Here is a 21,396-nt window from a genome sequence, read left to right on the forward strand (position 1 = left end):
GACCAAGTCCGCCGACGAGATCTTCGAACGCCTCGCCGGCTACCTGAACCGCCTGCCGAACCCCAAACCCTAGATATGCACCTCTTCCGAGACTCGGGACACTAGCATCGCACCGAACCTGTCTGGCGGTTTACGGCCGAGGTGCAGCACTTGTGACGGACCCGCCACAGACCTCATCACGTTCCGCGCCCATCGCGAGCCCTGCTTCTCCGCTTCAGAGCCGGCGTGACGCCGTGGCCCACTCTGGCGGGCATCCGCCCGCACGTCAGCTACAGAGCGTTATCGCGCCCGGGGCTGTCCGGGACACCCGCAGGGAAGGGGCAGCACCACCCAACTACGGGAAAGCCACCTCCCCGACGGGACACACAGCCGTCTCAGGAGGTGGCTTTCCGACCATGACGGCCCGTCAGGGAAATCGTCCGGCGTGCGTCAAACGTGCGTCATGCGTGCGTCACGTGCGTCGAATTTGCGTCAAGATATCGCCCGTAACGCACCTATTGCACATAACGCACACTCGCCAAAACCGCAGGTCAGCGGGCCTTTTCGGCGGGCTCAAGGATCGCGACGCACTCAACATGATGGGTCATCGTGGAACACGTAGAGCCCAAAACAGGTTAAAGATAACCCCAGGTCAGCGACGCGCGAATCGCAATTCGGCCTCAAGATCAATGTGCACAGCGTGCACTACGGGCGCTACGTGCAACCTTTGACGCACCCCTGGAGGGCGTCAAATGCTCCGCGCCACCGAGAATCGCGTGCCCGATGAGCAGCTGCTCCGGTTCGTGTACGACAGCCACCTTGCGGTGGCCGCCGTCAGGGAGTTCAGCTCTTCCGCCATGAACGGCACACGGTCGCTGGCAGAGCAGGCCCTGTCGCTCCGGGACGACCACGCGCTGCGCGTCCTCCCTATGGTCACAACCTCCATGTTCATCAGAACGCGGTCCGCCCATGCCTCAAGACGGCTCACGGTGAACTGCGTTCAGAAGGAGGAGTGATGAAGAGAGCGACGGGCCGGGCCAGGGCGCGAGCGGTGATCGGCACCGCCCTGGCCACCCTGGGAGCACTGCTGGTGGGCCTGCTCGGGTCTGTCGGGACCGCTCACGCGGACACGGCTCCCTTCCAGGCTCGCCGTGTGTACGTGAACCTGTGGGGGCCGCCTGGCATCGGACTGCGGGACAGCTACTCGTACTTCCTGCAGAGCGTCCGGGATGCCGCCGGCCATGCCGGCCCCGGGGAGGTGATGCAGACACAGCACGAGGGCGTCGGCCTGATCTGGGTGACCCTGACCGCACGCAACGACCACAACCAAGAGCGCCGCATCCACCTGTGGATGAACCCAACCAACATGTACATCCTCGGCTTCACCACGCACGACGGCCGGACGTACGAGTTCAACGACACCGGCCGGGTCGGCAGCAACGACACCACCCTGCGCTGGCGCATGCGCAACACCCACGGCCAGGAGATCCAGGCCGCCGGGATCTCGAGCGATCCGATCCAGTTGAACTTCGGCGGCGGTTACGGCTCTCTGGAGAACACGGCCCAACGCAGCCGGGACCGGATGCCGGTGGGCTACTTCGACGTCCAGGCGTCCATCCTGCAGCTGGCGACGATCGCCAACCCCTCGGGGGTGGGCCGCATGGACAGCGCCCGGTCCCTGATGCTGATGATCCATTTCGTGTCGGAGGCCGCCCGGTTCCACGACATCGAGGGCTCCTTCCGGACGGCCATGGCCACGTACGAGCAGCGCCCCCTGCCGAGCTGGCAGGTGGTTCTCGAGAACGCCTGGGGTGCACTTTCCGCCTACTGGCGGCGCCTGCTCGACCCGCGAGTGGATGACAATCCCCCGTTCCTGCCCGGGGTGAGCAACTACTACGGGTCCGACAACGTGCGGCGCTACCTTTCCATCGCCAACAGCGGCGCCTGACCGCGTTCGGTCCCGGCACCGCGGCGGGCTGGGACCGACGGACAGGTCACCCGGGCAGGGCGGCCCTCAGGTGTCTTCGGGAGGTGACACCGAGCTTCCTGAAGACCTTGGCGAGGTGGTACTCGACAGTGCTCGCGCTGAGGAAGAGGTGAGTGGCGATCTCCTGGTTGGTGGCTCCGTCCGCGGCCATCCGCGCGATCCGTGTCTCCTGCGGCGTGAGGTCCGCGGCTGCGGGGGCGTCACGCCGCCGAGGGCGCTCACCGGTGGCCAGCAGCTCCGACCGCGCCCGTTCGGCGAACGCGGTCGCCCCCATCCGGGCGAAGGCCTGGTGGGCGGTGCGCAGATGTACCCGGGCGTCGGCGCGACGTCGCCGCCTTCTGAGCCACTCCCCGTGGAGGAGCTGGGTGTGGGCCTTCTCCGTACCGAGTGGAGTCGGTTCCAAGTGGGCGGCGGCGTCGCGGAACAAGGCGTCCGCTTCGGCGCCGGCGGCCATGAGGGCACGGCTGCGGGCGAGCAGCCCGAGCGCCCAGGGGGTACCGCAGGCCTCGGCCCGCTCCGCAAGCCGGTCCAGAGCCCGTTCGGCCGTGCCGGTGTCGTGATTGCGAAGAGCTGCTTCGACGAGTCCGGGCAGGACGAGGCCGCCGCCGTGCGGGGGCGGGTCGTCGAGGACCGGGGCGGCCGCCGCCTGGGCCTCGGCGTAGCGGCCCTGCCCCAGCCTGAGCACCACGTGGGCGGCCCGAACCAATTGCACCGGGACGCCGCCCGGCCGTTCTGGGTACAACTCCTGCTGGGCCCGTACGGCCGCCAGGGTGGCGGCTTCGTCGCCACGCCAGCCGTGCAGCATGGCGTCGGTGGGGTGGGAGAAGCGGGAGTCGGCGCCGGTCGCGTCGGCGACGTCCTTGAATTCGGCGAAGTGCAGCTGTGCGGTCGCCAGGTCTCCGCGGAAGACCTCCGCTGTGGCGTTGGCGTGTGCGGCGATCTGGAGCATGCGCAGGGCGCCGTGCGAGCGGGCCGCGTCCGCGTAGCGTCGTCCGCATGCGGACAGTGCGTCGATGTCCCAGGTCTCGATCGCGGCGAGCATGCCGAGCAGGCTCCAGCGGACGGCTCCACCATGTTCGGCTCCCGGCGCTCTCATGGCGGTCAGAGCCGCCTTCAGTACGGGCGCCGCCTGGGTGTGGCCGACCGCCGCCAGACGGGCGTGGCCTTCCAGGAGGAGATCGGCCGGATCGGTGGAGTCCTGTCGCTCTCCGGTACTCGGTTCACACATTTCCAGCGCGGTGCGGGCTATGCCGGCCAAGTCCGTGGTCGGACCGATCCAGGGGACGACCATGGCGGCGTCGACGGCTTCGAGCAGGGTGTCGCGACAGCCTCTAGGGTCGTGGGACGACAGTGCCTGTGCGGCCTGGTGCAGCAGTCCCACGGCGCCCTCCTTGCCGACCATCAGGTGGACCAGGCCGCGCAGGCGGTCGGCGTGAGCGTGTACGGCCGACAGCTCGGGGCCGAGTACCAGCCGCGTGAGGAGTTCCCCGGCGCGGTGCGGGGCGCCGCCCATGAGGGCTGCCGCACAGGCCTCCAGCAGGCGGACGGAGCCCGTGGCCGGGTCCTCGGTGAGTTCCGCCGCACGATGGAGGAACGCCGCCCGCGCGAGGTAACCACCGTTGTCCTTGGCCCGTTCGGCGCAGGCCTGCAACTCGTCGGCCACCCGTGTATCCGGGCCGTCGGCGGCCGAGGCGAGGTGCCAGGCACGCCTGCCCGGGTCGGCGAGCGGATCGGTGACGGCGGCCAGGGCGGCATGGGCGGCGCGACGCTCTGCCAGGCCCGCTCCCCCGTACACGGCGGACCGGATCAGGGGATGCCGGAACGACAGGCCCGCGATGTCGGTACCGAGACCGAGAACGTCCGCCCGTTCGGCTTCCTCGAAGGCTGCGTCGATCTCGTCGGGCGTCGAAGGGACCTGGCGCTGCACGGCACGGCGTACGAGGTCATGGTCTCCGGTGGCGTCCGCGGCGGCGGTCAGCACGGCCCTGCGGGTCAGTGCCGGGAGGAGCCGGAACCGCTCCAGGAACCTGTTCTCCAGGCTGCGGCTGACGGGAAGGGGCCGGCCGGCGGCACTCGGCGGGAGGGAAGCGGCGCCACGGGCCAGCTCGCGGATCGCGAGGGGATTGCCACCGGCCTCGGCGATGATCCGATCCCGCAGGAGGAGGTCCGTCGTGGAGTCGAGGTGTTCGGTGAGCAGGGCGCGGGCGTCGGCGTCCGCCAGCCCGGGAACCGACAGCTCCGGCAGACCTGCCAGGACCGCGGCGGAGCTGGGCTCCTCGCGCAACGCGAACAGCATGGCGATGCCCTCGGCGTGCAGGCGGCGAGCGACGAAGGCCAGGACGTCGAGGGATTCGCGGTCCAGCCACTGGGCGTCGTCACCTATCACCAGCAGCGGCTGCCGACGGGCCGCACCGGCGAGGAGGGTCAGCACGGCCAGTCCCACCAGGAAGCGGTCGGGGGCGGTCCCGGCCGCCATACCGAATGCGATCTCCAGTGCGGCGAGTTGGGGCCCTGGCAGGTCCGCGCGCCCTTCCAGGAACGGCAGAAGGAGTCGGTGCAGCGCCGCGAAGCCGAGCTCCTGCTCCGCCTCCACACCGGCGATACGCGCCACCCGGAGCGACGAGGCGGAGGCCACCGCGTGGTCCAGCAGTGCGGTCTTGCCGATCCCGGCGCTCCCGCGCAGCACGAGGACACCGCTCATGCCGGCCAGAGCCTCGGCGACCAGTCGCTCAAGCTCGGCACGTTCCGTCCGTCGCCCCTTCATGATCATGAGGTCGAAAATACCTCGTCGCACCGCGACATCGGTGTCCGTCCGACCCCCGCCCTTCCTCAGTACCGAGGGGATAACGGCGCATGGGGACTGGGGTGTTTCCAGGATTCGGGGACGGTCAGGTGCCCGGCACGCTGCGGGTATGCCCTGGACGACACAAGCACGTGCACAGCTCCCCGGCAGGGGCCCTTCCCCTGCGCATCGCAACCGGCCCCCCTTCGAGGAAGGCGCCGGGGCCGCCAAGGTGCTCCGGGCCGCAGGCTCCACGGAACCGGACGACGTCGACTTCTTGTCCGAGGCGCTGCGCAACGCGGTGGGCCCGTCGGCGGTGTCACCCAGGCATCAAGAGGCCCTTGCAAACCGGTTGACCGTCAACGACCACGGACTTCTGCGCGTGGTGACGCTCGACGCGGACGCCCACCTCATCCGATGTGCTGCCGAGCCGGTCAAGGTGCGGCAGGGCGCCGGCACTGATTTCGTCAGCATCGCGGTCCAGGTCTCGGGCACCAGCGTTCTCGTGCGTAGCGGCCGCAGGACGCGCCTGGAGCCGGCGGACGCGGCCTTCCTGCTCCCCGGCCACGCCTTCGGCCTCGAGTTCCTGGACAAGGGCCGGCTTCACCTTCTGCGCGCGCCCCGTGGGTTCCTTCCCCTGCCGGACGAGCACGTCCATTCCGGGTCAGCCGACGAGGCGGGCCAGGCTGTCGCGCCGCTCCTGGCGGGCCTGGCCGAGACGCTGACGCGGCTGCGGCCCGGAACCGGTGCCTGGATCGCAGAGTCCCTCGCGGAAGCCCTGGGTACCCTGGTCGCCCCGCGGGCGTCGTCCCGGTCCGACGCGGCGTGCGCGCTGATGGCCGGTGTGCGTGCCCACATCGATGGCCGGCTCGCGGATCCGGAGCTCTCCGCCGCGTCGATCGCGGCCGCGCATCACATCTCGGTCCGATACGTGCACCGGCTCTTCGCACAGGAGGGGACGACCGTCGGCACGTGGATCCGGCACCGCCGACTGGAGGAGTCCCGCCGCGACCTCACTCGTTCCGGGCCGTCGTCGCCGACGATCGCTGCCGTCGCCTTCCGGTGGGGGTTCGTCAGCGCGAGCCACTTCAGCCGTGTGTTCCGCCAGACGTACAGGATGGCGCCGCACGAATGGCGGGAACTTCACGCGCGGCCCGTGCGCGGCGGCCGGCGACCATCCGCGCTGTGACTGGCGGTCATCACACCGCGGGGTCCACGAACCGCCGTACGAAGGCGAGTGCGGTATCGGCGACCTCGCGCCAGCCGTGGTCGATGGTGAGAGCGTGACCGCGTCCCGCCATCTCCGTGATCTCGGTGACGGCGTGCTCGTTCTGCGCCTGCTTCTTGTACGAGGCGTTGGCGATGGCCCAGGGAACGGTGTTGTCCTTCTCCCCCGAGATGATCAGCAGGGGGCCGCGGTCGTCGGCGGTCGTGTCCACCTTGACCTCCGTCCACGGGTTGACGTTGGCGGCGGCCGCCTGGAAGAGGGGCTCGCCGGGGGCGGGGACGGCGAAGGTGTCGTACAGCTGCCGGGCTTCCTCCTCGGTCACGGCGTTCGCGAAGGAGTAGCGGAACTGGTCGTAGGTGAGCGGTACGGCCCGGTGGTAGTTGGCGGGGTTGCCGAGGACCGCGCTCGCCGCCCGCAAGGACGACAGCGGGAGCGGCAGGACTCCGCGGAACGGGGCCGGGTCGATGGCGACGGAGGCCTGTGAGAGCCCTCGTCCGGCGGTGATCTGGGTGATCAGGCCGCCGAAGGAGTGGCCGATGATGACGGGCCTGCGCTCCAGCTTGCCGATCAGGTCGCAGAAGTGGTCGGCGACCTGCCCGACGCTCTTGCCGGCGAACACCTCCGGGTGGGCGTGGGCTTCCTCGACCGTCTCCGGGTCGTCCGGCCAGCCGGCCAGGACGGGGGCGAAGCCGGCGTCCTCGAAGACGGCGGCCCACCGGTCCCAGCTGGTGGGCAGCAGCCACAGGCCGTGGATGAACACGGCGGGAACGCGGCCGGTGGCGTTGGCCCGTTCTATCTGGGCGAGGTCCCTCGCGTAGGAGGGGCCGGACGGAGGGTTGCTCATGTGGTCTCCTCGGTCGGTGGGGTGGGTGGGTCGGGAGGAGTCGTCGGGTCAGACGGTCCGGGCGGCGGCGCGGACGACCGACACGACGGCATCGGGCTTGCTGTGCAGAGGCAGGTGGGAGGAGGCCACTTCGGTCGTGCGGGAGCCCGCCCGACGGGCCTGGAAACGCTGGAGTTCCGGGACGATCCCCCGGTCCTGGCTGGAGACCAGGGCCCAACTGGGCAGCGTGCGCCAGGCCGCGGCGGAGCAGCGGTCGGTGAACGCCGTCGCGGAGAGCGGGCGTTGGCCCGCCGCCATGATCCGGGTGACGGAGCCGGGGACGTCCTGGGCGAAGACCTCGCTGAACCGGTCGGGCCGGATGTACAGGTCGGCGGACGGGCTGCCGTCGGGGCCGGGAACCGGGACCTGGGTGAGGGCCGCCTCCAGCCGGGAGCCGGGGAAGCGCCCCGCGAGCTCGCCGAGAACCTCCCCTGCGTCGGGCATGAAGGCCGCGATGTACACCAGGGCCTTGACGTTGCCCGCCGCGGCGGCGGCCTGGGTGATGACCGCCCCGCCGTACGAGTGGCCGACCAGGACGACCGGGCCGGGTACGGCGGCGAGGTGAGCGGCGAGGTGAGCGGCGTCGTGGGCGAGGCCGCGCAGCGGGTTGGGGGCTGCGATCACCTGGTGGCCGCAGCGCTGGAGGCGCTCCGTCACCGGGGTCCAGCCGCCGGCGTCGGCGAAGGCCCCGTGCACCAGGACGACGGTCGCCCGCGTGCCGTCCGGGACCGGGACGTGCACGGTCCCGGGGGCCGCGGCGACGGAGGTGGCCGCGGCGGCGGAGGTGGCCGAGGCGCCGAGCAGTCCGGCTCCCGTGGCGGCTGCTCCAGCCAGCGCGGTGCGCCGGGAGAGGAAGCGGTGTGCGGTCATCGGGGGCGGTCTCCTTCGAGTGAGGCGGGTGCGGGCGGAGGGCGGTGGAGCAGGGCGCGAGTAGCCAGGCCGGCGAGCACTCCGCCGGCCACGGCCGCCGGGGCGAGCCAGGGCGGCCAGGGCAGCAGTTCCAGGGCCCGGTCGAGGGAGTGGCGTCCGGGGCCGGTGAGCGCGAGGACGGCGGCGGTGACGACGAGGACCAGCGGGTACTCGTAGCCGTCCTTCTGCACCCAGAGGCCGTTGTGCCATTTCACGGTGAGGGCGACGGTCATCACGCCGATCGCCCCGGCGGCGGCGAGCGGGGTGAGCGCCCCGGCGGCAAGCAGCAGACCGGAGCCGATCTGGCCGGCTCCCGCGGCGAGGGCGGTGAGCGCCCCGCCGCGGAAGCCGTCGTGCCGGAACTCCTCGGTCCCGCCCGCCAGCCCGCTGCCACCGAGACGGAAGCTGACCTTCTGGACGCCGTGTCCGGCGATCAGCAGGCCCGCCACGAGGCGGAGGATGAGCAGACCGGTGTCCACGGGTTCGCGTTCCCGCCGCTCAGCCGGCCGCGTGCGGGTCGATCATGGAGTGGGCGTAGTGCACGCCCAGCCCGTAGGCGCCACCGTGCTCCTTGACCACGTCGGTGGTCGCCACGTACGTCTCGGTGCGGGCCCAGTCGCGCTGGAGCTCCAGCAGGACCTGGAGCCAGGTGACGGGTACGGCGCCGGCCGCGGTCATCCGCTGCATGGCGTGCTCGTGGGCGGCCGGGGTGACGCCCGCGGAGGCGTCGGCGACGACGTAGACCTCGTACCCCTGGTTCAGAGCCGACAGGGCGGGCAGGACCAGGCAGACCTCGGTCCACAGGCCGGACAGGATGATCTTGCTGCGGCCGGTTGCCTTGACGGCCTCGACGAGCGCCGGGTCCTCCCAGGCGTTCATGGAGGTGCGGTCGACTATCTCGTGCTTGGGGAAGACCTCGCGCAGCTGCGGCAGGATCGGGCCGGAGAAGGACTCGGCGGCCACGGTGGACAGGACGACGGGGACGTCGAAGACCCGGGCGGCCTTGGCCAGTCCGACGGTGGCGTTGATGACGGCGACACGGTCGGTGCTGCCCGCGCCGAAGAACATCTGCGGCTGGTGGTCGACGAACAGCATCATCGCGTTGTCGGGAGTGATCAGGTCGGGGCTGGGGGCGGCCTGCACCGAGTCGAAGTCGAGCGTGAAGTCGGTCATGAAGGGTTCCTCTCGGTAGTGATCCGGGATGGGTGCGATGAGAAGGCTCAAGGGGCCTGAGTGGTGTGCCTGGTCACAGCACGAAGCAGGGGTCGAAGGCGGGCGCGGGACCCACGGGCGCGGAACCGCGGGCGACCCGCCACAATCGGTGCCGCTCGGACTCGGCGGCGGCCTGTGCCAGCAGGTCGGCCTGGCGGGCCCCGGTGACGGACGGAGGCGGCGTGGCCCGGTAGCCGCCGAAGTGGGCGACCGGGCTCCAGGCCGGGCTGACGGGCGGTACGGGTTCGTCCAGGCCCTCGTAGGTGTCCGCGGCGTACACGATCCGGCCGCCGGTCACGGTCAGCACGGCCTCGATGTGCGGGATGTCGGCGGCCGGGACGGTGAGGTAGTCGTGGGAGAGGACCGCGAAGTCGGCGAACCGGCCTTCCGCCAGAGCGCCCTTCTCGGTCTCCTCGCCGGTGATCCGGGCCCCTCCGAGCGTGTACAGCTCCAGGGCCTGCTCGCGGGAGAGGAGCTGTGCTGCCGGGCGCAACGGGAGGTCGCCGACGGTGCGGCCGGTGACCAGCCAGTGCAGGGCGACCCAGGGGTTGTACGAGGAGACGCGGGTGGCGTCGGTTCCGGCGCCGACGGGGATGCCGAGCCGCAGCATGTCCGTGACGGGTGGAGCCGCCGCGGCTGCCTCGGCGCCGTACCGTTCGGCGAAGGCACGGCCCTGGAAGGACATCCGGTTCTGGACGCTGATCCCGCCGCCGAGAGCGGCGATCCGCTCCAGGCTCTCCCCTGAGACGGTCTCGGCGTGGTCGAAGAGCCAGCGGTTCCCGGCGGGGAACAGCCCGTCCGCGGCGAGTTTCTTGAAGACGGCCAGGTCGCGCCGGATGGTCTCGTCGTACGTCGCGTGGAGCCGGAAGCCCCAGCCGTGCTCCATGAGGAGTCTGACCGCGGCCTCGAACTCGCCTTCGTAGCCGGCCGCGAGGTCGGGCCGTGGTTCGGAGAAGTTCTCGAAGTCGGCTGCCGCCCAGGTCAGGTTCTCCCCGGCGCCGTTGAGCCGCAGCCACTCGTCGCCGTCATCGGGCCGGACCGTCTCGGTCCACCGGCGCAGGTCGGCCAGCTCCTGCCCGGCGGTCTGTGGGAAGAGGTGGTAGCCGATCCGTACGGTGAGTTCGCCGGCACGGGCCAGTTCGGTGACGGTGGCGTAGTTCTCCGGGAAGTTCTGGAACCCGCCGGCGGCGTCCACGGCCGAGGTCAGGCCGAAGCGGTTCAGCTCGCGCAGGAAGTGCCGGGTCGAGATCCGCCTGTCGGGCTCGTCGAGGGCGGGTGCCTTCGCCAGGGTGGAGTAGAGGATGAGCGCGCTGGGCGCGGCGAGCAGCAGTCCGTTGGGCTCACCGGTGCGGTCGCGGACGATCTGGCCGCCCTTGGGGTCGGCGGTGTCCCGGGTGAACCCGGCGGCTCGTACGGCGGCACGGTTGAGGATCGCGGACTGGTAGAGGTGCAGCACGAACACCGGGGTGTCCGGTGCTGCCGCGGTGAGTTCGGCCGGGGTCGGCATGCGGCGCTCGGCGAACTGCTCCGCCGTCCAGCCGCCGACGACGCGGATCCACTGGCCCTTGGGGGTGCGCCCGGCCTGCTCACGCAGCATCGCCAGGGCGATGCCGAGCGAGGGGACCCCGTCCCAGCGCAGCTCCAGTACGTAGTTGAGGCCGCCTCGGATGACGTGCAGGTGGGAGTCGTTGAGCCCGGGGACGACCCGCCTGCCGAGGGCGTCCACGACCCGCGTTCCGGGCCCCACCAGGTCGGCGACATCGGAGTCGTCGCCGAGGGCCGTGATGCGGCAGTCGCGTACCGCGAGGGCGGTCGCGGCGGGCCGGGCGGGGTCCTGGGTGTGGATCTTCGCATTGCGCAGGACGAGGTCGGAGTGCTTCCCGTCCGACGGACCGTGGGCGGGGGATATCCCGCCGACGGGCATGCTGGTCATGGTGCTCGCTTTCGGTGCGTACGGGAGAGGAGTCGGACCAGGGTCAGAGGGTGCGGCGTACGCCGGCCTGGCGTTCGAGGTCCCGCAGCTGTACGGACAGATCGCCCTCGACGGCGTGGCGGGCGGGACCGCTGCGGCCGATCGGCAGGACCTCCTCGCCGCGCATGTCCTCCAGCATCAGCGCGAACGCCGTGTACAGGGCGACGCCGGCCAGCAGCAGCCCGAGCCATCCGGAGAGCGTGCCCGTCCAGGCGGTGCCGGTGAGGTTGGCGAGGGCCGCCACCGCGAACCGGGGCACCGCCGCACACAGCACCAGCCACAGCGCCCGCTTCCGGCCCGCCACGGACGCCATGAGAACGGCGAAGAGGGCGAACATCGCGTTGAGGACTCCCAGCACCCGCACCCCGCCCGGAGGCTCGACCACGAGGGTGAGCGAGGTCGCGAGCCACAGACCCGAGAAGCAGGCCATCAGCGTGGCCGCCACCACGTCACGGGCTCCGAACGCGAACCAGCTCACCAGCAGTTGGAGCACGAAGGCCGGCAGCACCGCCAGACCGACGGCTCTGCGGGCGCCGTCCTCGAACACACCCAGCTGGAAGCAGCCGACGACCACGGAGGCGATGGCCACGGTGTAGAAGCCCAGCGGCATGGGGGAGGCGATCGGGCGCAGGTTGATCCGGGTCATCCGGCGCAGGTCCGCCTCGAAGTGCCGTCCGCCGTCGGGCGGATCCGCGCCCGGCACCGAGGCCGCCGGCTCAGTCATCGGCGAGGGCCTGCCGGAGGGTACGGACGGCGAGGTCGATCGCGGACTGGGCGGCGTGCGTCCCGCGCAGGGCGTTGAGCATCACGAAGTCGTGGATGACGCCCTGGTAGCGCACCGCGGTGACCGGCACTCCGGCGGCGCGCAGCTTGTTGGCGTAGGCCTCGCCCTCGTCGCGCAGGACATCGGCTTCGGCGGTGATGACCAGGGCCGGGGGCAGTCCGGTCAGCTGCTCGGTGGAGGCCCGCAGCGGGGAGGCGGTGATCTCGCTCCGCTGCTGTTCGTCGGTGGTGTACTGGTCCCAGAACCACTGCATGCCGTCGCGGCGCAGGAAGTACCCCTCGGCGAACTGGTGGTAGGCGCCGGTGTCGAAGGAGGCGTCGGTGACCGGGTAGAAGAGCACCTGCGCCCGCAGGTCCAGGCCGCCGCGCTCCTTGGCGATCAGCGTCAGCGCGGCGGACATGTTGCCGCCGACCGAGTCGCCGGCGACGGCGATCCGGGAGGCGTCGAGGCCGTGGGCGGCGCCGTCGGTGGTGATCCAGCGGGCCACCGTCCAGTTCTGCTCGATGGCCACCGGGTAGCGGTGCTCGGGCGAGAGGTCGTACTCGGGGAAGACGACCGCGGCGCCCGTACCGACCACGAGTTCGCGCACGAGACGGTCGTGGGTGTGGGCGTTGCCGAACACCCAGCCCGCGCCGTGGAGGTAGACGACGACGGGCAGCGCGCCAGAGACACCCGCGGGACGTACGATGCGGGCCCGGACCTCGCCGGTGGGACCGCCGGCGACCGTCACCCACTCCTCGTCCACGGCGGGCAGGTCGGCCGGCCCGGACTGGACCTCGTCGACGGCCTTGCGGCCCTCGGCCGGAGGGATCTGGAACAGGAACGGCGGCTTCGCGGTGGCCTGGGCGAACTCGGCCGCGGCCGGTTCCAGAACAGGAGTGACGGGCGCGTACGGGCTCTGGTCGGTCATGATCCGGCCTCTCACTGGGGCAGGCACGGTGCGGGCGGCAGGCGCCGGCGCACTGCCCTGCACGGGTTGCGGGGGCAGTCCGAAAGCTAGACGTGTTCAATCGGGCCGGGTCGCCCCTGTGTGCACGGATCTGGCCCGTGCGTGCAGAGTCCTCCACGCATGTGGCAGCGGGTACCGAACAATGAACCGCGTGCACCAATCGGGCTGCTGAGGGGGGAACTTCATGCTGCTGCTAGATCTTGAGACGATCCCGCCGGAGGACCGGGTGGAGGCCTTCCAGCACGCGATGAACGACACGTCGGTGCCGAACGACGTGGTCCACGAATCGCCCGAGGCAGGGGTACGAGCCCGCTTCGAAGCCTGGAGGGTGGGGGCTCTGGACCTCTTCGACGCCCGCAGTACCGGGTTCGAAGTCCGCAGGACCGACCGGCACGTGCGCTGGCACCGCGAGCGGCCGGTCGTCTCGATCTCCCTCCAGACCCGGGGAGTCCACCGGGCCGAGAACGGCGGCGAGCGATACCTGCTGGGGCCGGACGACATCAGCGTCTTCCACGAGTTGGCGCCCCGCAGGTACGGCTGGTCCGGAGAGGGGGCCTCCCGCGCCGTCACCATCGACACGGAACACCTCGGTGTGCCGGTCGACACCGTCGTAAGTGCCTCCATACGGCTGCGGGCCAGCCCCCTGCACGATGTGATGCTCGGGCACCTGCGGGCGCTCTGGCAGGACCCGGCCCGGTTGGAGTGCGACCCGGGTGCCGCCGCCCTGGGCAACGCCACCACGGAACTGGTCCGGGCCCTGCTGACCTCGGCAGCCCACGGAGAGGACGACCAGCGGTCCCGCTCCACGATGGACGACAGCCTCGTCCCCAGAATCACGGCCTACGTCCGCCGCCACCTCACCGACCCGGACCTCTCCCCGGACCGCATCGCCAAGCAACACGCGGTCTCCCGGCGGCACATGTACGCGGCGCTCAGCAGCGCCGGAATCAGCCTGGAGCAGTGGGTCATCGGCGAGCGGCTCGAAGCCGCGTGCCGCCTCCTCGCGTCCCCCCGCCACGTGGGACTCCCGGTGTCGGCCGTGGCGGCCCGCTGCGGCTTCGCAAGTCCCAGCCACTTCACCCGGCGGTTCCGGGCGGCGTACGGGGTCACGCCCCGCGAGTGGCGGCGGCACCGCTGCCAGGAAGCGGCCGGCGTGGGAGCCGGGGTGAGAGAAGGTGCCCCGTCGAGCGGCCCGGCAGCAGATCGCCGCAGTACGCCGACTCCGTCCCCGTGAGCAGGCAGCCGGCCGGCACGGCAACCTGACGAGTTGGCCTGAAGGACGCCCGTGCCACCCGCAACGTTCACCCACACGGGGAATCGTCCGCGCCACCTCGGCACACGTGCCTACGATGACAGCCGACGCGCGTGAGCCAGGCGGCATCACGGGCAGTCGGCGCGTAGGGCGGCCCCGAACCGTCCGCTCGCTCCCGAGTGGTCCCGGTGACGAATCGGGGCCACTCGGCTTTGCACATCTTCCCCGGACCGGCTCCGGGGCGAGCCCCCGTCAGTCGACGACTGCGGTGGCCTCGACTTCGACGAGGAGGCCGGGGGCGGCCAGAACGGCCCTCACCATCCGCAGTGTCGCCGAGCGGCTGGTGAAGGCGCACCCTCGTCTGGACGCTGCCGTGGTGCACGGGGCGGTGCGGACGGCGTACGACGAACTCCCGGCCTCACTGGACCGTTGGGACGCCTACACCACCACCAAGGTGGAGATGTTCCGTACCACCGACACCGCCCATGCGCCCTGGACCGTGGTGAAGAGCAACGACAAGCGGCGCGCACGCCTGGAGGCGATGCGCAGCCTGCTGTGGCGAATCGACTACACCAACAAGGACGAGGCAGCGGTCGGCCACCCCGACCCCCTGATCGCAGGGGCCGCCGACACCCTGCTCGAAGCCGGTGAGGCCCCTGCCGACCTCTCCTCAACACCTCTGACCGGACTGACCGTCGGCCCCGGCCACCACCCTCCCACCTCTCCACAGGAGGGCGCGCCCTGACAGGGCCTCCAGGCACCCGCGGAGCCAACGCACTCGCAGCGGTTGCGTGCGGGTCGACCTATGGGCCACCGAGGCTGATCAGGCCTGCGCGTAACCGTCTGCTGGTGTGGGAGCAGGCCGGCGACCGCCTGGATCGTTTCACTCACATGCTCGCGTGGCCATGGTGGCGGGCGAGTGCCCGCCAGTTCTTCAGGCGCGCGTGCGCTGGCGTCCGTAGACCTTCTCCTGCCAGGGCGCAGCTGCGGGCTGGGCCGCAGGAAAGGACTGCCAGCAGCGTCGGTGAGAACCATGGCTTTGACCGCGCCCCTTTCCTCCCTGCATTGCCGCATATGGGACCCCGTCCCGGAGCTGTCGATGACGACAAAGCCAGCGCGGGCGGCTACGACTGTGTCCACACTGGAGGCCAACGGGGCAGGCGGCCCGCAGCCAGCGCCACGCATGGAGCGGCTCGCCTCACTGAACACAGCGCCCCGGCTGCCCGACATCCCCGAACCACCAGTCGAAACCCCTGGCCGGCCCTTGCTCAGGGCATGGAGTTCCTGAGCCCCTGACACCACACGCTCCGGATTCCAACCTAACGTTACGGAACGTTACTACCGGTTAAGCCCGTGCCAACACCATCCACGCCCAGCAGTTGGGCCCGGTCAGACACCGGCTGACGACAGACTCGTGGAGATCCTCGCCGATGCGGGGCATCAGGTCCTGGGCGCGACCACACCCTCCAAGGGCGTGGTCGTACGTGATTGACAGGCCGGGGCGTTGACCGCGTACGGACCTGCGGGCGCCGGCAAACACGGAGCGGATGACCGTAGGCGGTGGGGCCTTCTGCATCCCAGGCCACACGTGAGGGCGGCGTCGGCAAGTCGACGGCAAGTCGCGGTCAAGCCGGTGCCGACACCGTGGGATCCCGCATGACCGCCTATCGATTGGAGAGGAACCGAACGTGTCGCCTTCTCTCGGCACCGACGCACACTTCGGGGACCGCCACCCCCTCGCCCGCCGGACCAGCGTCCCGGTCCTCGAACCGTCCGCAGCCGCCCGGCCGGCCCAGGCCATGACCGGCGCCGTCAAGGCTGCCCCTGCTGTGCGTGTCCGGCGCTGCCTGACTGGGGCCGGGGCCGCGTCGTGACGCTGCTCGGCCACGCTCTGGGCCAGGTTCTGGACTCCTACCGCACCTGTGAGTTCGCCACTCTGGGCAAGGGCGGTGCGCCCGCAGCCTGGCCCACCGCCGTCGAACGCCGCGACGACGGCACGATTCTGCTGACCACCTCGCTGGCTTTCGCTCAGAAGGCGCTGAACATACGGCGGGACGGCCGGGTCGCGCTGCTCTTCTCGGACCCGACCGGCTCCGGTCTGCGATCCGCCCCGCAGATCTCCGTCACGGGCCGGGCCCGGTGTCCCGACCTGGTGATGGCGGGCCCGCAGGGGGCCGAGGAGTACTGGCGCAGGCTGTTCCAGCGGCAGCCCCACAGCCGCTCCTACCTGTCACGCCCTATGAGGCCGCTGATGTCCTGGTACTACCTGCGACTGCTCATCACCGTCGAACCTCAAGAGGTCCTGACGCGACCCGCTCTGGACGAACTGCCCGCGGCCGGGGCGCCGGTGCACACACCGGGTGGGCGCCCCCTCCCCGGGGCCGCCCAGCTGGCAAGTCTCCCCACGGCCGTCCTGGCATGCCGGGACGCCGCCGGGGCGCCGCTCCTGGCCCGGACCCGGCCGCTGCCCACGCCGGAGGGCTATCTGGTGGAGGTACCGGGGGACTGCCCGGTGGAACCGGGGCCCGCCAGTTTGCTGGTCCACCGGCACGACGAGCACCTCAACCACATGTACAACGCCCTCGTACGAGGTGACCTGCGGCCCACCGCGGACGGCTGGGTACTGGTGCCCGCCAGAGTGATCGAACCCATGGGGTCGGGCGGTCCGAAGGACGCGCTGCGGGTCCTGCGGCAGGCGAAGCGGGCCACCGACCGATACCTCGCCCGGCGCGGCCTGGAGCGTCCGAAAGTGGAGTGGGACCGCTTCCGCAGTCTGGCGGAGCGGAGCTGACCATGCCGTTCCCGTTCCCGGTCCCGTCTCTGCCCCGGATTCTGGCACCCCTGGTCGCCCGCCTGCCCCTCACAACCGGCCGCCCCGCCACCCGGGCGTCGATGCGGCGATACCGCCCGCCCGCACCACCCTCCTCCCCGCCGGTTCCCGAGCGGCCCTGGCCGGTCCTGCGCTCACCGCACCACTGAGAGGTGCCAGGGCCACCACGGGGCGCCCCCTACGATGTTCCTGTCATGATCACAATGAAGGTGCTCGGCCCGTTCCGGGTCGAGGTCGACGGGCGCCCGGTCGACACACGAGGCCGCCTCGCGCGCATGGTCCTGGTCCAGTTGCTCCTGGCACGTGGCTCGGTCGTGCCGACGGAGCGGATCATCGAGAGGCTGTGGCCGACACGTGTCCCAGCGAGTGCGCAGGCATCCCTCCATGCCTATATCGCCCGCCTGCGGCGCACCCTGGAACCGCAACGGGCGCCCCGCACCCCGGCCCGGCATCTGGTCAGCGCACCCTACGGCTACGCCCTGATCCTGGACGGTGAGGCGGTCGACGCCTGGGCGTTCGACGCACGTGTGGCGGCCGCCTCGCAGCCGGGGACACCCCCACGCGAGGCAGCCGCCGCCCTTGCGGCAGCGCTCGAGGCCTGGGGTGGACAGCCGTACGCCGAGTTCGCCGACGAACCCTGGACGGCAGGGGAGCGCACCCGCCTGGAGGAGACCCGCCGCACCGCCCGTGAACGGCTGTCCGCCGCCCACCTCGCGTGCGGCCAGCTTGCCCAGGCGCTCGCCGAAGCCACCGCGCTCACCCGCGAACAGCCGCTCCATGAGGAGGGCTGGCGGCTGCTGGCGCTGTCCTTGTGGGCCCGCGACCGGCAGGGGGACGCCCTTGCCGCACTGCGCCAGGCCAGGCACGTCCTGGACGAGGAGCTGGGCATCATGCCCGGAGCAACACTCCTGGAGCTCGAACACGCCCTGCTGAACCAGCACCTGCCCTTCCTGCACCGGGCCACCGGCGGGTCCGCGGAACCCGCCGCCGACACGCAGCCCGCACCGCGGCCTTCCGCCACGCTCCGCGGCCCCGGGCAGCCCGGCTCGGCACCCGAACGTCCCAAGCCGGGCAGGACCATGACGACGGTGGAGACCACCGCCACGGCCTCGGCCGACGCGGATCCCGTACGCGCTACCGGTGCGGAACCGGCGGCCGGCCGGCTTCTGGGCCGTGACGCGGAGCTCGCCTCCCTCACCGCCGCCGCGGAACAGGCCCGCGCCGGCCGGGCTCAGGTCGTCCTGGTCTCCGGCGAAGCCGGCATCGGCAAGTCCAGCCTCTTCGAGACCGCCTTGCGGCACCTGGACCGGCAAGGATGGCTCACCGCTTCCGGGAACTGCCCCGAAACCGAGGGAGCCCCGCCCGGCCGGGCCTGGTTCGACATACTGCCGCGCCTGGCCCGGGAAGCCGCCCCGCCGGACGCGGACGCCGTCGAACTCGCACCGCTGCTGGAACCGGGCACGGCCGACACCGCACAGGACGGCAGCCCGGCCCGGCGGTTCCGCCTGCACAGGGCGCTCCTCAACTGGCTCCGTCACACGGCCCACCAGCGACCGCTGGCGATCTTCCTGGACGACCTGCATCGCGGCGACCAGGAAAGCATCGAACTGTTCCTGCTCTGCGCCGAACAGCTGGCCGACAGCAGACTGCTTCTGGTGGGCTCCTACCGCACCGGTGAGGGCGACCTGACCGCGGCACTCTCACGCCTGGCCGCCCGCTCCCCCCTACGACTCCGGCTCGTCGGTCTTACGGACTCGGAGTCGACGGCGCTCCTGCGCAGCGTCGCGGCCGGCATCAGCGACCACGCCGCGACCGCCCTGACCGCACGCGCCGGCGGCAACCCCTTCTACCTCAGGGAAAGCTCCCTGCTACTCATCGGCGAGGGCGAGGAACAGGCCCTGGCCCGCGTCCCTCAGGGTGTCCACGACGTCCTGCGCCGCCGCCTGGCACTCCTCGCACCGACCGTCACCGCCGGACTGCGCCTGGCCGCCGTCGCCGGACGCGAAGCACCCGTCGCCCTGCTGATCCACGCCGCGGACACCGACCCCGACCAACTCCTCGACGCCCTCGACGCCGGCATCACCGCAGGACTCCTGACCGAACCCCGACCCGGCACCGTCCGCTTCAGCCACGCCCTCGTACGCGACGCCCTGGAAGCGGACCTGACCCGGCTCCGGCTCGCCCGCATGCACTCCCGCCTGGGCCGAAGCATGATCGCCCTGGGCTCTGACGACATCGCCGCCACGGCCCACCACCTCCTGCGGGCCGCCACAGTCGTCACCACCGACGCCGTGGCCGCCGTCCACCACGCCCGCCTCGCCTGCGAACAGGCCATCCGTCGCTACGCCCCGCAGAACGCCGAATCCGTCGTCAACGCCGCCCTCGGCCTGTTGGACACCCACCCGACCGCCTTCGCCGACCAGGACCCGACCCTGCTGCGCGTGCTGCTCCTGGGTCAACTCGTCGACTGCCGCATCCGGATGGGTGCCGTCGTCTCCGCCCGCGAAGCGCAGCAGCACGCGGTGCGCGCTGCCCGCGCCGACGGCCGCCCCGAGCTGCTGACCGCCGCCTACACCACCTGGACCGAGCCCACTCCCTGGCGCGTGCGCCCCTACGCCGCCTCCGACGCCCAGGCGGTCGGCGAACTCACCGGGCTCCTGCGGAACGCGGACCTGAGCGCCCGGGAGCGGTGCCTGCTCCTCGACCAGCTCGCCGACGCCCTCGACGACACCGACCCCCGGGCGATGGAAGTCGCCCGCCGTGCCGTGGACCTGGCCCGCTCCCTGGACGAGCCCCGCCTGCGGGGCCTGACCCTCACCTCGCTGCTGCGCCGGACCGACTGCGAACTCGAGCCCGACACCTACCTCGCACTCCACCAGGAACTCACCGAGGCGGCCGCGTCCCCGGAACGTCCCGAGTACTCCTGGATGAGCGCCTACACCGCCGCCCGCATCGCCGCCGCCCGCAACGACCCGGGCACAATGGAGCAGTGCCTCCAGGACGCCGACCGCATCGCCCGCGTCTACCACCTCCACGGCGTGTCCGCGGTGAGCCGGCTGCGCCATCCCATGCTCGCCCTCGCCCAAGGCCGCTTCGAGGACGCCGAGCGCGAACTGGACACGGCCGTCGCCGAACTGCGGGCCCGCGGCTCCGTCGACGTCAGCGGTCTCGCCGGCCTCGCCCTCGGCTGCATCCGCCTGCAACAGCAACGGCTCACCGAAGTCCTGCCCGTACTGCTCGCCGTGTGGGAGCAGTACCAGCCACACAACGAGTCCCTCACCGCGCTCGCCCTGCTCGCCGGGGGCCGCCCGGAGGAGGCACGGGAGGTCTTCGAGCGGCGTAGGCCGTTGCTGCGCGATTTCGCCTACTGCATTCTGGCCGCTCTGCGCGGAACGGCCGCCATCGCCTTCGGCGACCGTGCGGCAGCAGACGAGGTCTACCAGGAACTACTGCCGCTGCGTTCGCTGGCCGGCGGCGCCAGCAGCCTCAGTCTCGTCTTCAGGCCCGTCGCACAGACCCTGGGCGACCTCGCCGGATTCCTGGACCGGCCCCAGGAGGCCCGTCACCACTACCTCGAAGCGGCGCGGGTCGCTGCCGCCTGGGACTCGCCGCACTGGGCGGAGGCCGCCCGCACCGCCTTGGCTGCCCTGCCGGATGACGTCTCGCCGCCGCCGTGCTGACCCGGTCAGGCCAGTTCGGCCATGAATTCCGCCGCCAGATCGAGGAACCGGCCTGAGCAGTCCACCGTCAGCTGCAGGTCCACCAGCACCTCGTCGCCCGGCGCCTCGCACATCGACTGCAGGTGGTCACAGATCTGACGTACCGTCCCGCGCCGGTGCTCCTCCCCCTGGGGCGCTCCGGTCGCGGTCACCTCAGGGTTCACCCGGAAGACCCGGCGCAGGCCGGCCGGATCCCGCCCGGCCCGTTCCGCCGCCTCCACCGCCACCGACCACAGATCGCGGAAGTACGGCAGGGGCATCGACGCACCGAGCCACCCGTCGGCCCGGCGCCCGACCCGTTCCAGCGCAGCCGCGGTGAAACCGCCCAGCAGAATCGGCGGCCCGGGCCGCTGCAACGGCTTGGGCAGCACCGTCGACTCCGCGATCGTCCACAACGGCCCCGCGTGCGCGACCGTCGCCGCACGCCACACCGCCTCCAGGACGTCCAGGGTTTCCTCAAGCCGGGCACCGCGCCCCCGCCAGGGCACCCCGGTGGCCTCGTACTCCTCCCGCATCCAGCCCAGCCCGAGCCCCACCTCCAGCCGCCCGCCACTGATCAGGTCGAGGGTCGTCAGCGCACGGGCCATTACCAGCGGTGGCTGCCACAGGGCATTGAGCGTGCTGCTGCCGAGCCGCACGCGTTCGGTGGCCGTGGCGGCCATGCCCAGCGTCAGCAGAGGATCGAGGTGGGTCCCGTACCGCACCGGCATTCGTCCGCCCGCATAGCCCACCGGCGCGATCAGCGGGGACAGCAAGCGGTCGGCCACCCAGAGGCTGTGACAGCCGATGGCCTCCAGATCAGAACACAGGGCGGCCGAGCGGTGCGGGTCTGCGAACGGGCCGAACTGCGGAACGCTGAATCCGATGCGCATCGGCAGAGACTCCTCGACAGGGACACGGGGCTGACGGA

16 protein-coding genes and 1 pseudogene are annotated in these 21,396 nt (G+C 71.6%); 8 read left to right on the top strand and 9 right to left on the bottom strand.

Going from position 1 to position 21,396, the window contains the following annotated elements; all coding sequences use genetic code 11:
• Positions 1-731 precede the first annotated feature (731 nt).
• Entirely contained in the window at positions 732-995 is a 264-nt protein-coding gene (locus ACIPXC_RS08795) for a hypothetical protein (RefSeq protein WP_401614999.1), read from the top strand.
• Positions 995-1,927: a ribosome-inactivating family protein gene (locus tag ACIPXC_RS08800; protein WP_401615002.1), complete on the top strand. Its 933-nt coding sequence runs from the start codon at positions 995-997 to the stop codon at positions 1,925-1,927. Before ACIPXC_RS08795 ends, ACIPXC_RS08800 begins: the two co-directional genes overlap by 1 nt.
• Before the next feature lie 46 nt (positions 1,928-1,973).
• Here ACIPXC_RS08800 and ACIPXC_RS08805 read toward each other — a convergent pair whose 3' ends face one another.
• The gene (locus tag ACIPXC_RS08805; protein ID WP_401615005.1) at positions 1,974-4,736 is read right to left on the bottom strand and encodes a LuxR C-terminal-related transcriptional regulator; all 2,763 of its coding nucleotides are present in this window, start codon (positions 4,734-4,736) and stop codon (positions 1,974-1,976) included.
• A gap of 289 nt (positions 4,737-5,025) precedes the next feature.
• Here ACIPXC_RS08805 and ACIPXC_RS08810 point away from each other — a divergent pair, with 289 nt between their 5' ends.
• Positions 5,026-5,937 (top strand): helix-turn-helix domain-containing protein, encoded by a 912-nt coding sequence (locus ACIPXC_RS08810; protein WP_401615008.1) that lies wholly within the window; start codon positions 5,026-5,028, stop codon positions 5,935-5,937.
• A gap of 10 nt (positions 5,938-5,947) precedes the next feature.
• Here the strand turns inward: ACIPXC_RS08810 and ACIPXC_RS08815 are convergent, their stop codons facing one another.
• The 7 genes from ACIPXC_RS08815 to ACIPXC_RS08845 all read right to left on the bottom strand — a co-directional run bounded on the left by ACIPXC_RS08815 (position 5,948) and on the right by ACIPXC_RS08845 (position 12,646).
• A complete protein-coding gene (locus ACIPXC_RS08815; protein WP_401615011.1) occupies positions 5,948-6,820 on the bottom strand; it encodes an alpha/beta hydrolase in 873 nt (290 codons plus the stop codon).
• 48 nt (positions 6,821-6,868) lie between these two features.
• Positions 6,869-7,729, bottom strand: coding sequence for an alpha/beta hydrolase (locus ACIPXC_RS08820; RefSeq protein WP_401615014.1), 861 nt, complete (start codon positions 7,727-7,729; stop codon positions 6,869-6,871).
• Positions 7,726-8,247, bottom strand: coding sequence for a DoxX family protein (locus tag ACIPXC_RS08825; protein WP_401615017.1), 522 nt, complete (start codon positions 8,245-8,247; stop codon positions 7,726-7,728). The genes ACIPXC_RS08820 and ACIPXC_RS08825 overlap by 4 nt, the downstream gene beginning before the upstream one ends.
• 19 nt (positions 8,248-8,266) lie before the next feature.
• On the bottom strand, positions 8,267-8,941 hold the full coding sequence (locus ACIPXC_RS08830; RefSeq protein WP_401615019.1) for a hydrolase: 675 nt from the start codon (positions 8,939-8,941) through the stop codon (positions 8,267-8,269).
• Between the two features lie 73 nt (positions 8,942-9,014).
• Positions 9,015-10,913: an amidohydrolase gene (locus ACIPXC_RS08835; protein ID WP_401615022.1), complete on the bottom strand. Its 1,899-nt coding sequence runs from the start codon at positions 10,911-10,913 to the stop codon at positions 9,015-9,017.
• Positions 10,914-10,956: 43 nt separating this feature from the next.
• On the bottom strand, positions 10,957-11,676 hold the full coding sequence (locus ACIPXC_RS08840; RefSeq protein WP_401615024.1) for a hypothetical protein: 720 nt from the start codon (positions 11,674-11,676) through the stop codon (positions 10,957-10,959).
• Positions 11,669-12,646 (bottom strand): alpha/beta hydrolase, encoded by a 978-nt coding sequence (locus ACIPXC_RS08845; RefSeq protein ID WP_401615027.1) that lies wholly within the window; start codon positions 12,644-12,646, stop codon positions 11,669-11,671. The genes ACIPXC_RS08840 and ACIPXC_RS08845 overlap by 8 nt, the downstream gene beginning before the upstream one ends.
• Positions 12,647-12,869: 223 nt before the next feature.
• Here ACIPXC_RS08845 and ACIPXC_RS08850 point away from each other — a divergent pair, with 223 nt between their 5' ends.
• The 5 genes and pseudogenes from ACIPXC_RS08850 to ACIPXC_RS08870 all read left to right on the top strand — a co-directional run bounded on the left by ACIPXC_RS08850 (position 12,870) and on the right by ACIPXC_RS08870 (position 20,447).
• Positions 12,870-13,919, top strand: coding sequence for a helix-turn-helix domain-containing protein (locus ACIPXC_RS08850; RefSeq protein WP_401615030.1), 1,050 nt, complete (start codon positions 12,870-12,872; stop codon positions 13,917-13,919).
• A 433-nt stretch (positions 13,920-14,352) separates the two neighbouring features.
• Positions 14,353-14,682, top strand: a pseudogene (locus ACIPXC_RS08855) (polyphosphate kinase 2); the annotation flags it as partial.
• 943 nt (positions 14,683-15,625) lie between these two features.
• Positions 15,626-15,811 (top strand): hypothetical protein, encoded by a 186-nt coding sequence (locus ACIPXC_RS08860; RefSeq protein WP_401615033.1) that lies wholly within the window; start codon positions 15,626-15,628, stop codon positions 15,809-15,811.
• Entirely contained in the window at positions 15,808-16,728 is a 921-nt protein-coding gene (locus ACIPXC_RS08865; protein WP_401615036.1) for a pyridoxamine 5'-phosphate oxidase family protein, read from the top strand. Before ACIPXC_RS08860 ends, ACIPXC_RS08865 begins: the two co-directional genes overlap by 4 nt.
• 233 nt (positions 16,729-16,961) lie before the next feature.
• Positions 16,962-20,447: an AAA family ATPase gene (locus ACIPXC_RS08870; RefSeq protein ID WP_401615039.1), complete on the top strand. Its 3,486-nt coding sequence runs from the start codon at positions 16,962-16,964 to the stop codon at positions 20,445-20,447.
• Positions 20,448-20,452: 5 nt separating this feature from the next.
• Here ACIPXC_RS08870 and ACIPXC_RS08875 read toward each other — a convergent pair whose 3' ends face one another.
• On the bottom strand, positions 20,453-21,358 hold the full coding sequence (locus tag ACIPXC_RS08875) for a TIGR03619 family F420-dependent LLM class oxidoreductase (RefSeq protein ID WP_401615041.1): 906 nt from the start codon (positions 21,356-21,358) through the stop codon (positions 20,453-20,455).
• Between the last annotated feature and the right edge of the window lie 38 nt (positions 21,359-21,396).

Origin of the sequence: Streptomyces sp. NPDC090021 (genome assembly GCF_044748225.1) — a bacterium.
Taxonomy (GTDB): domain Bacteria; phylum Actinomycetota; class Actinomycetes; order Streptomycetales; family Streptomycetaceae; genus Streptomyces.

Bases quoted from the DNA above. Each gene is read 5' to 3' on its own strand.
- ACIPXC_RS08800 (WP_401615002.1), top strand. From the start codon at position 995: ATGAAGAGAGCGACGGGCCGGGCCAGGGCGCGAGCGGTGATCGGCACC.
- ACIPXC_RS08845 (WP_401615027.1), bottom strand. From the start codon at position 12,646: ATGACCGACCAGAGCCCGTACGCGCCCGTCACTCCTGTTCTGGAACCG.
- ACIPXC_RS08870 (WP_401615039.1), top strand. From the start codon at position 16,962: ATGATCACAATGAAGGTGCTCGGCCCGTTCCGGGTCGAGGTCGACGGG.
- ACIPXC_RS08850 (WP_401615030.1), top strand. From the start codon at position 12,870: ATGCTGCTGCTAGATCTTGAGACGATCCCGCCGGAGGACCGGGTGGAG.
- ACIPXC_RS08875 (WP_401615041.1), bottom strand. From the start codon at position 21,358: ATGCGCATCGGATTCAGCGTTCCGCAGTTCGGCCCGTTCGCAGACCCG.
- ACIPXC_RS08840 (WP_401615024.1), bottom strand. From the start codon at position 11,676: ATGACTGAGCCGGCGGCCTCGGTGCCGGGCGCGGATCCGCCCGACGGC.
- ACIPXC_RS08835 (WP_401615022.1), bottom strand. From the start codon at position 10,913: ATGACCAGCATGCCCGTCGGCGGGATATCCCCCGCCCACGGTCCGTCG.
- ACIPXC_RS08815 (WP_401615011.1), bottom strand. From the start codon at position 6,820: ATGAGCAACCCTCCGTCCGGCCCCTCCTACGCGAGGGACCTCGCCCAG.
- ACIPXC_RS08805 (WP_401615005.1), bottom strand. From the start codon at position 4,736: ATGATCATGAAGGGGCGACGGACGGAACGTGCCGAGCTTGAGCGACTG.
- ACIPXC_RS08795 (WP_401614999.1), top strand. From the start codon at position 732: ATGCTCCGCGCCACCGAGAATCGCGTGCCCGATGAGCAGCTGCTCCGG.
- ACIPXC_RS08830 (WP_401615019.1), bottom strand. From the start codon at position 8,941: ATGACCGACTTCACGCTCGACTTCGACTCGGTGCAGGCCGCCCCCAGC.
- ACIPXC_RS08820 (WP_401615014.1), bottom strand. From the start codon at position 7,729: ATGACCGCACACCGCTTCCTCTCCCGGCGCACCGCGCTGGCTGGAGCA.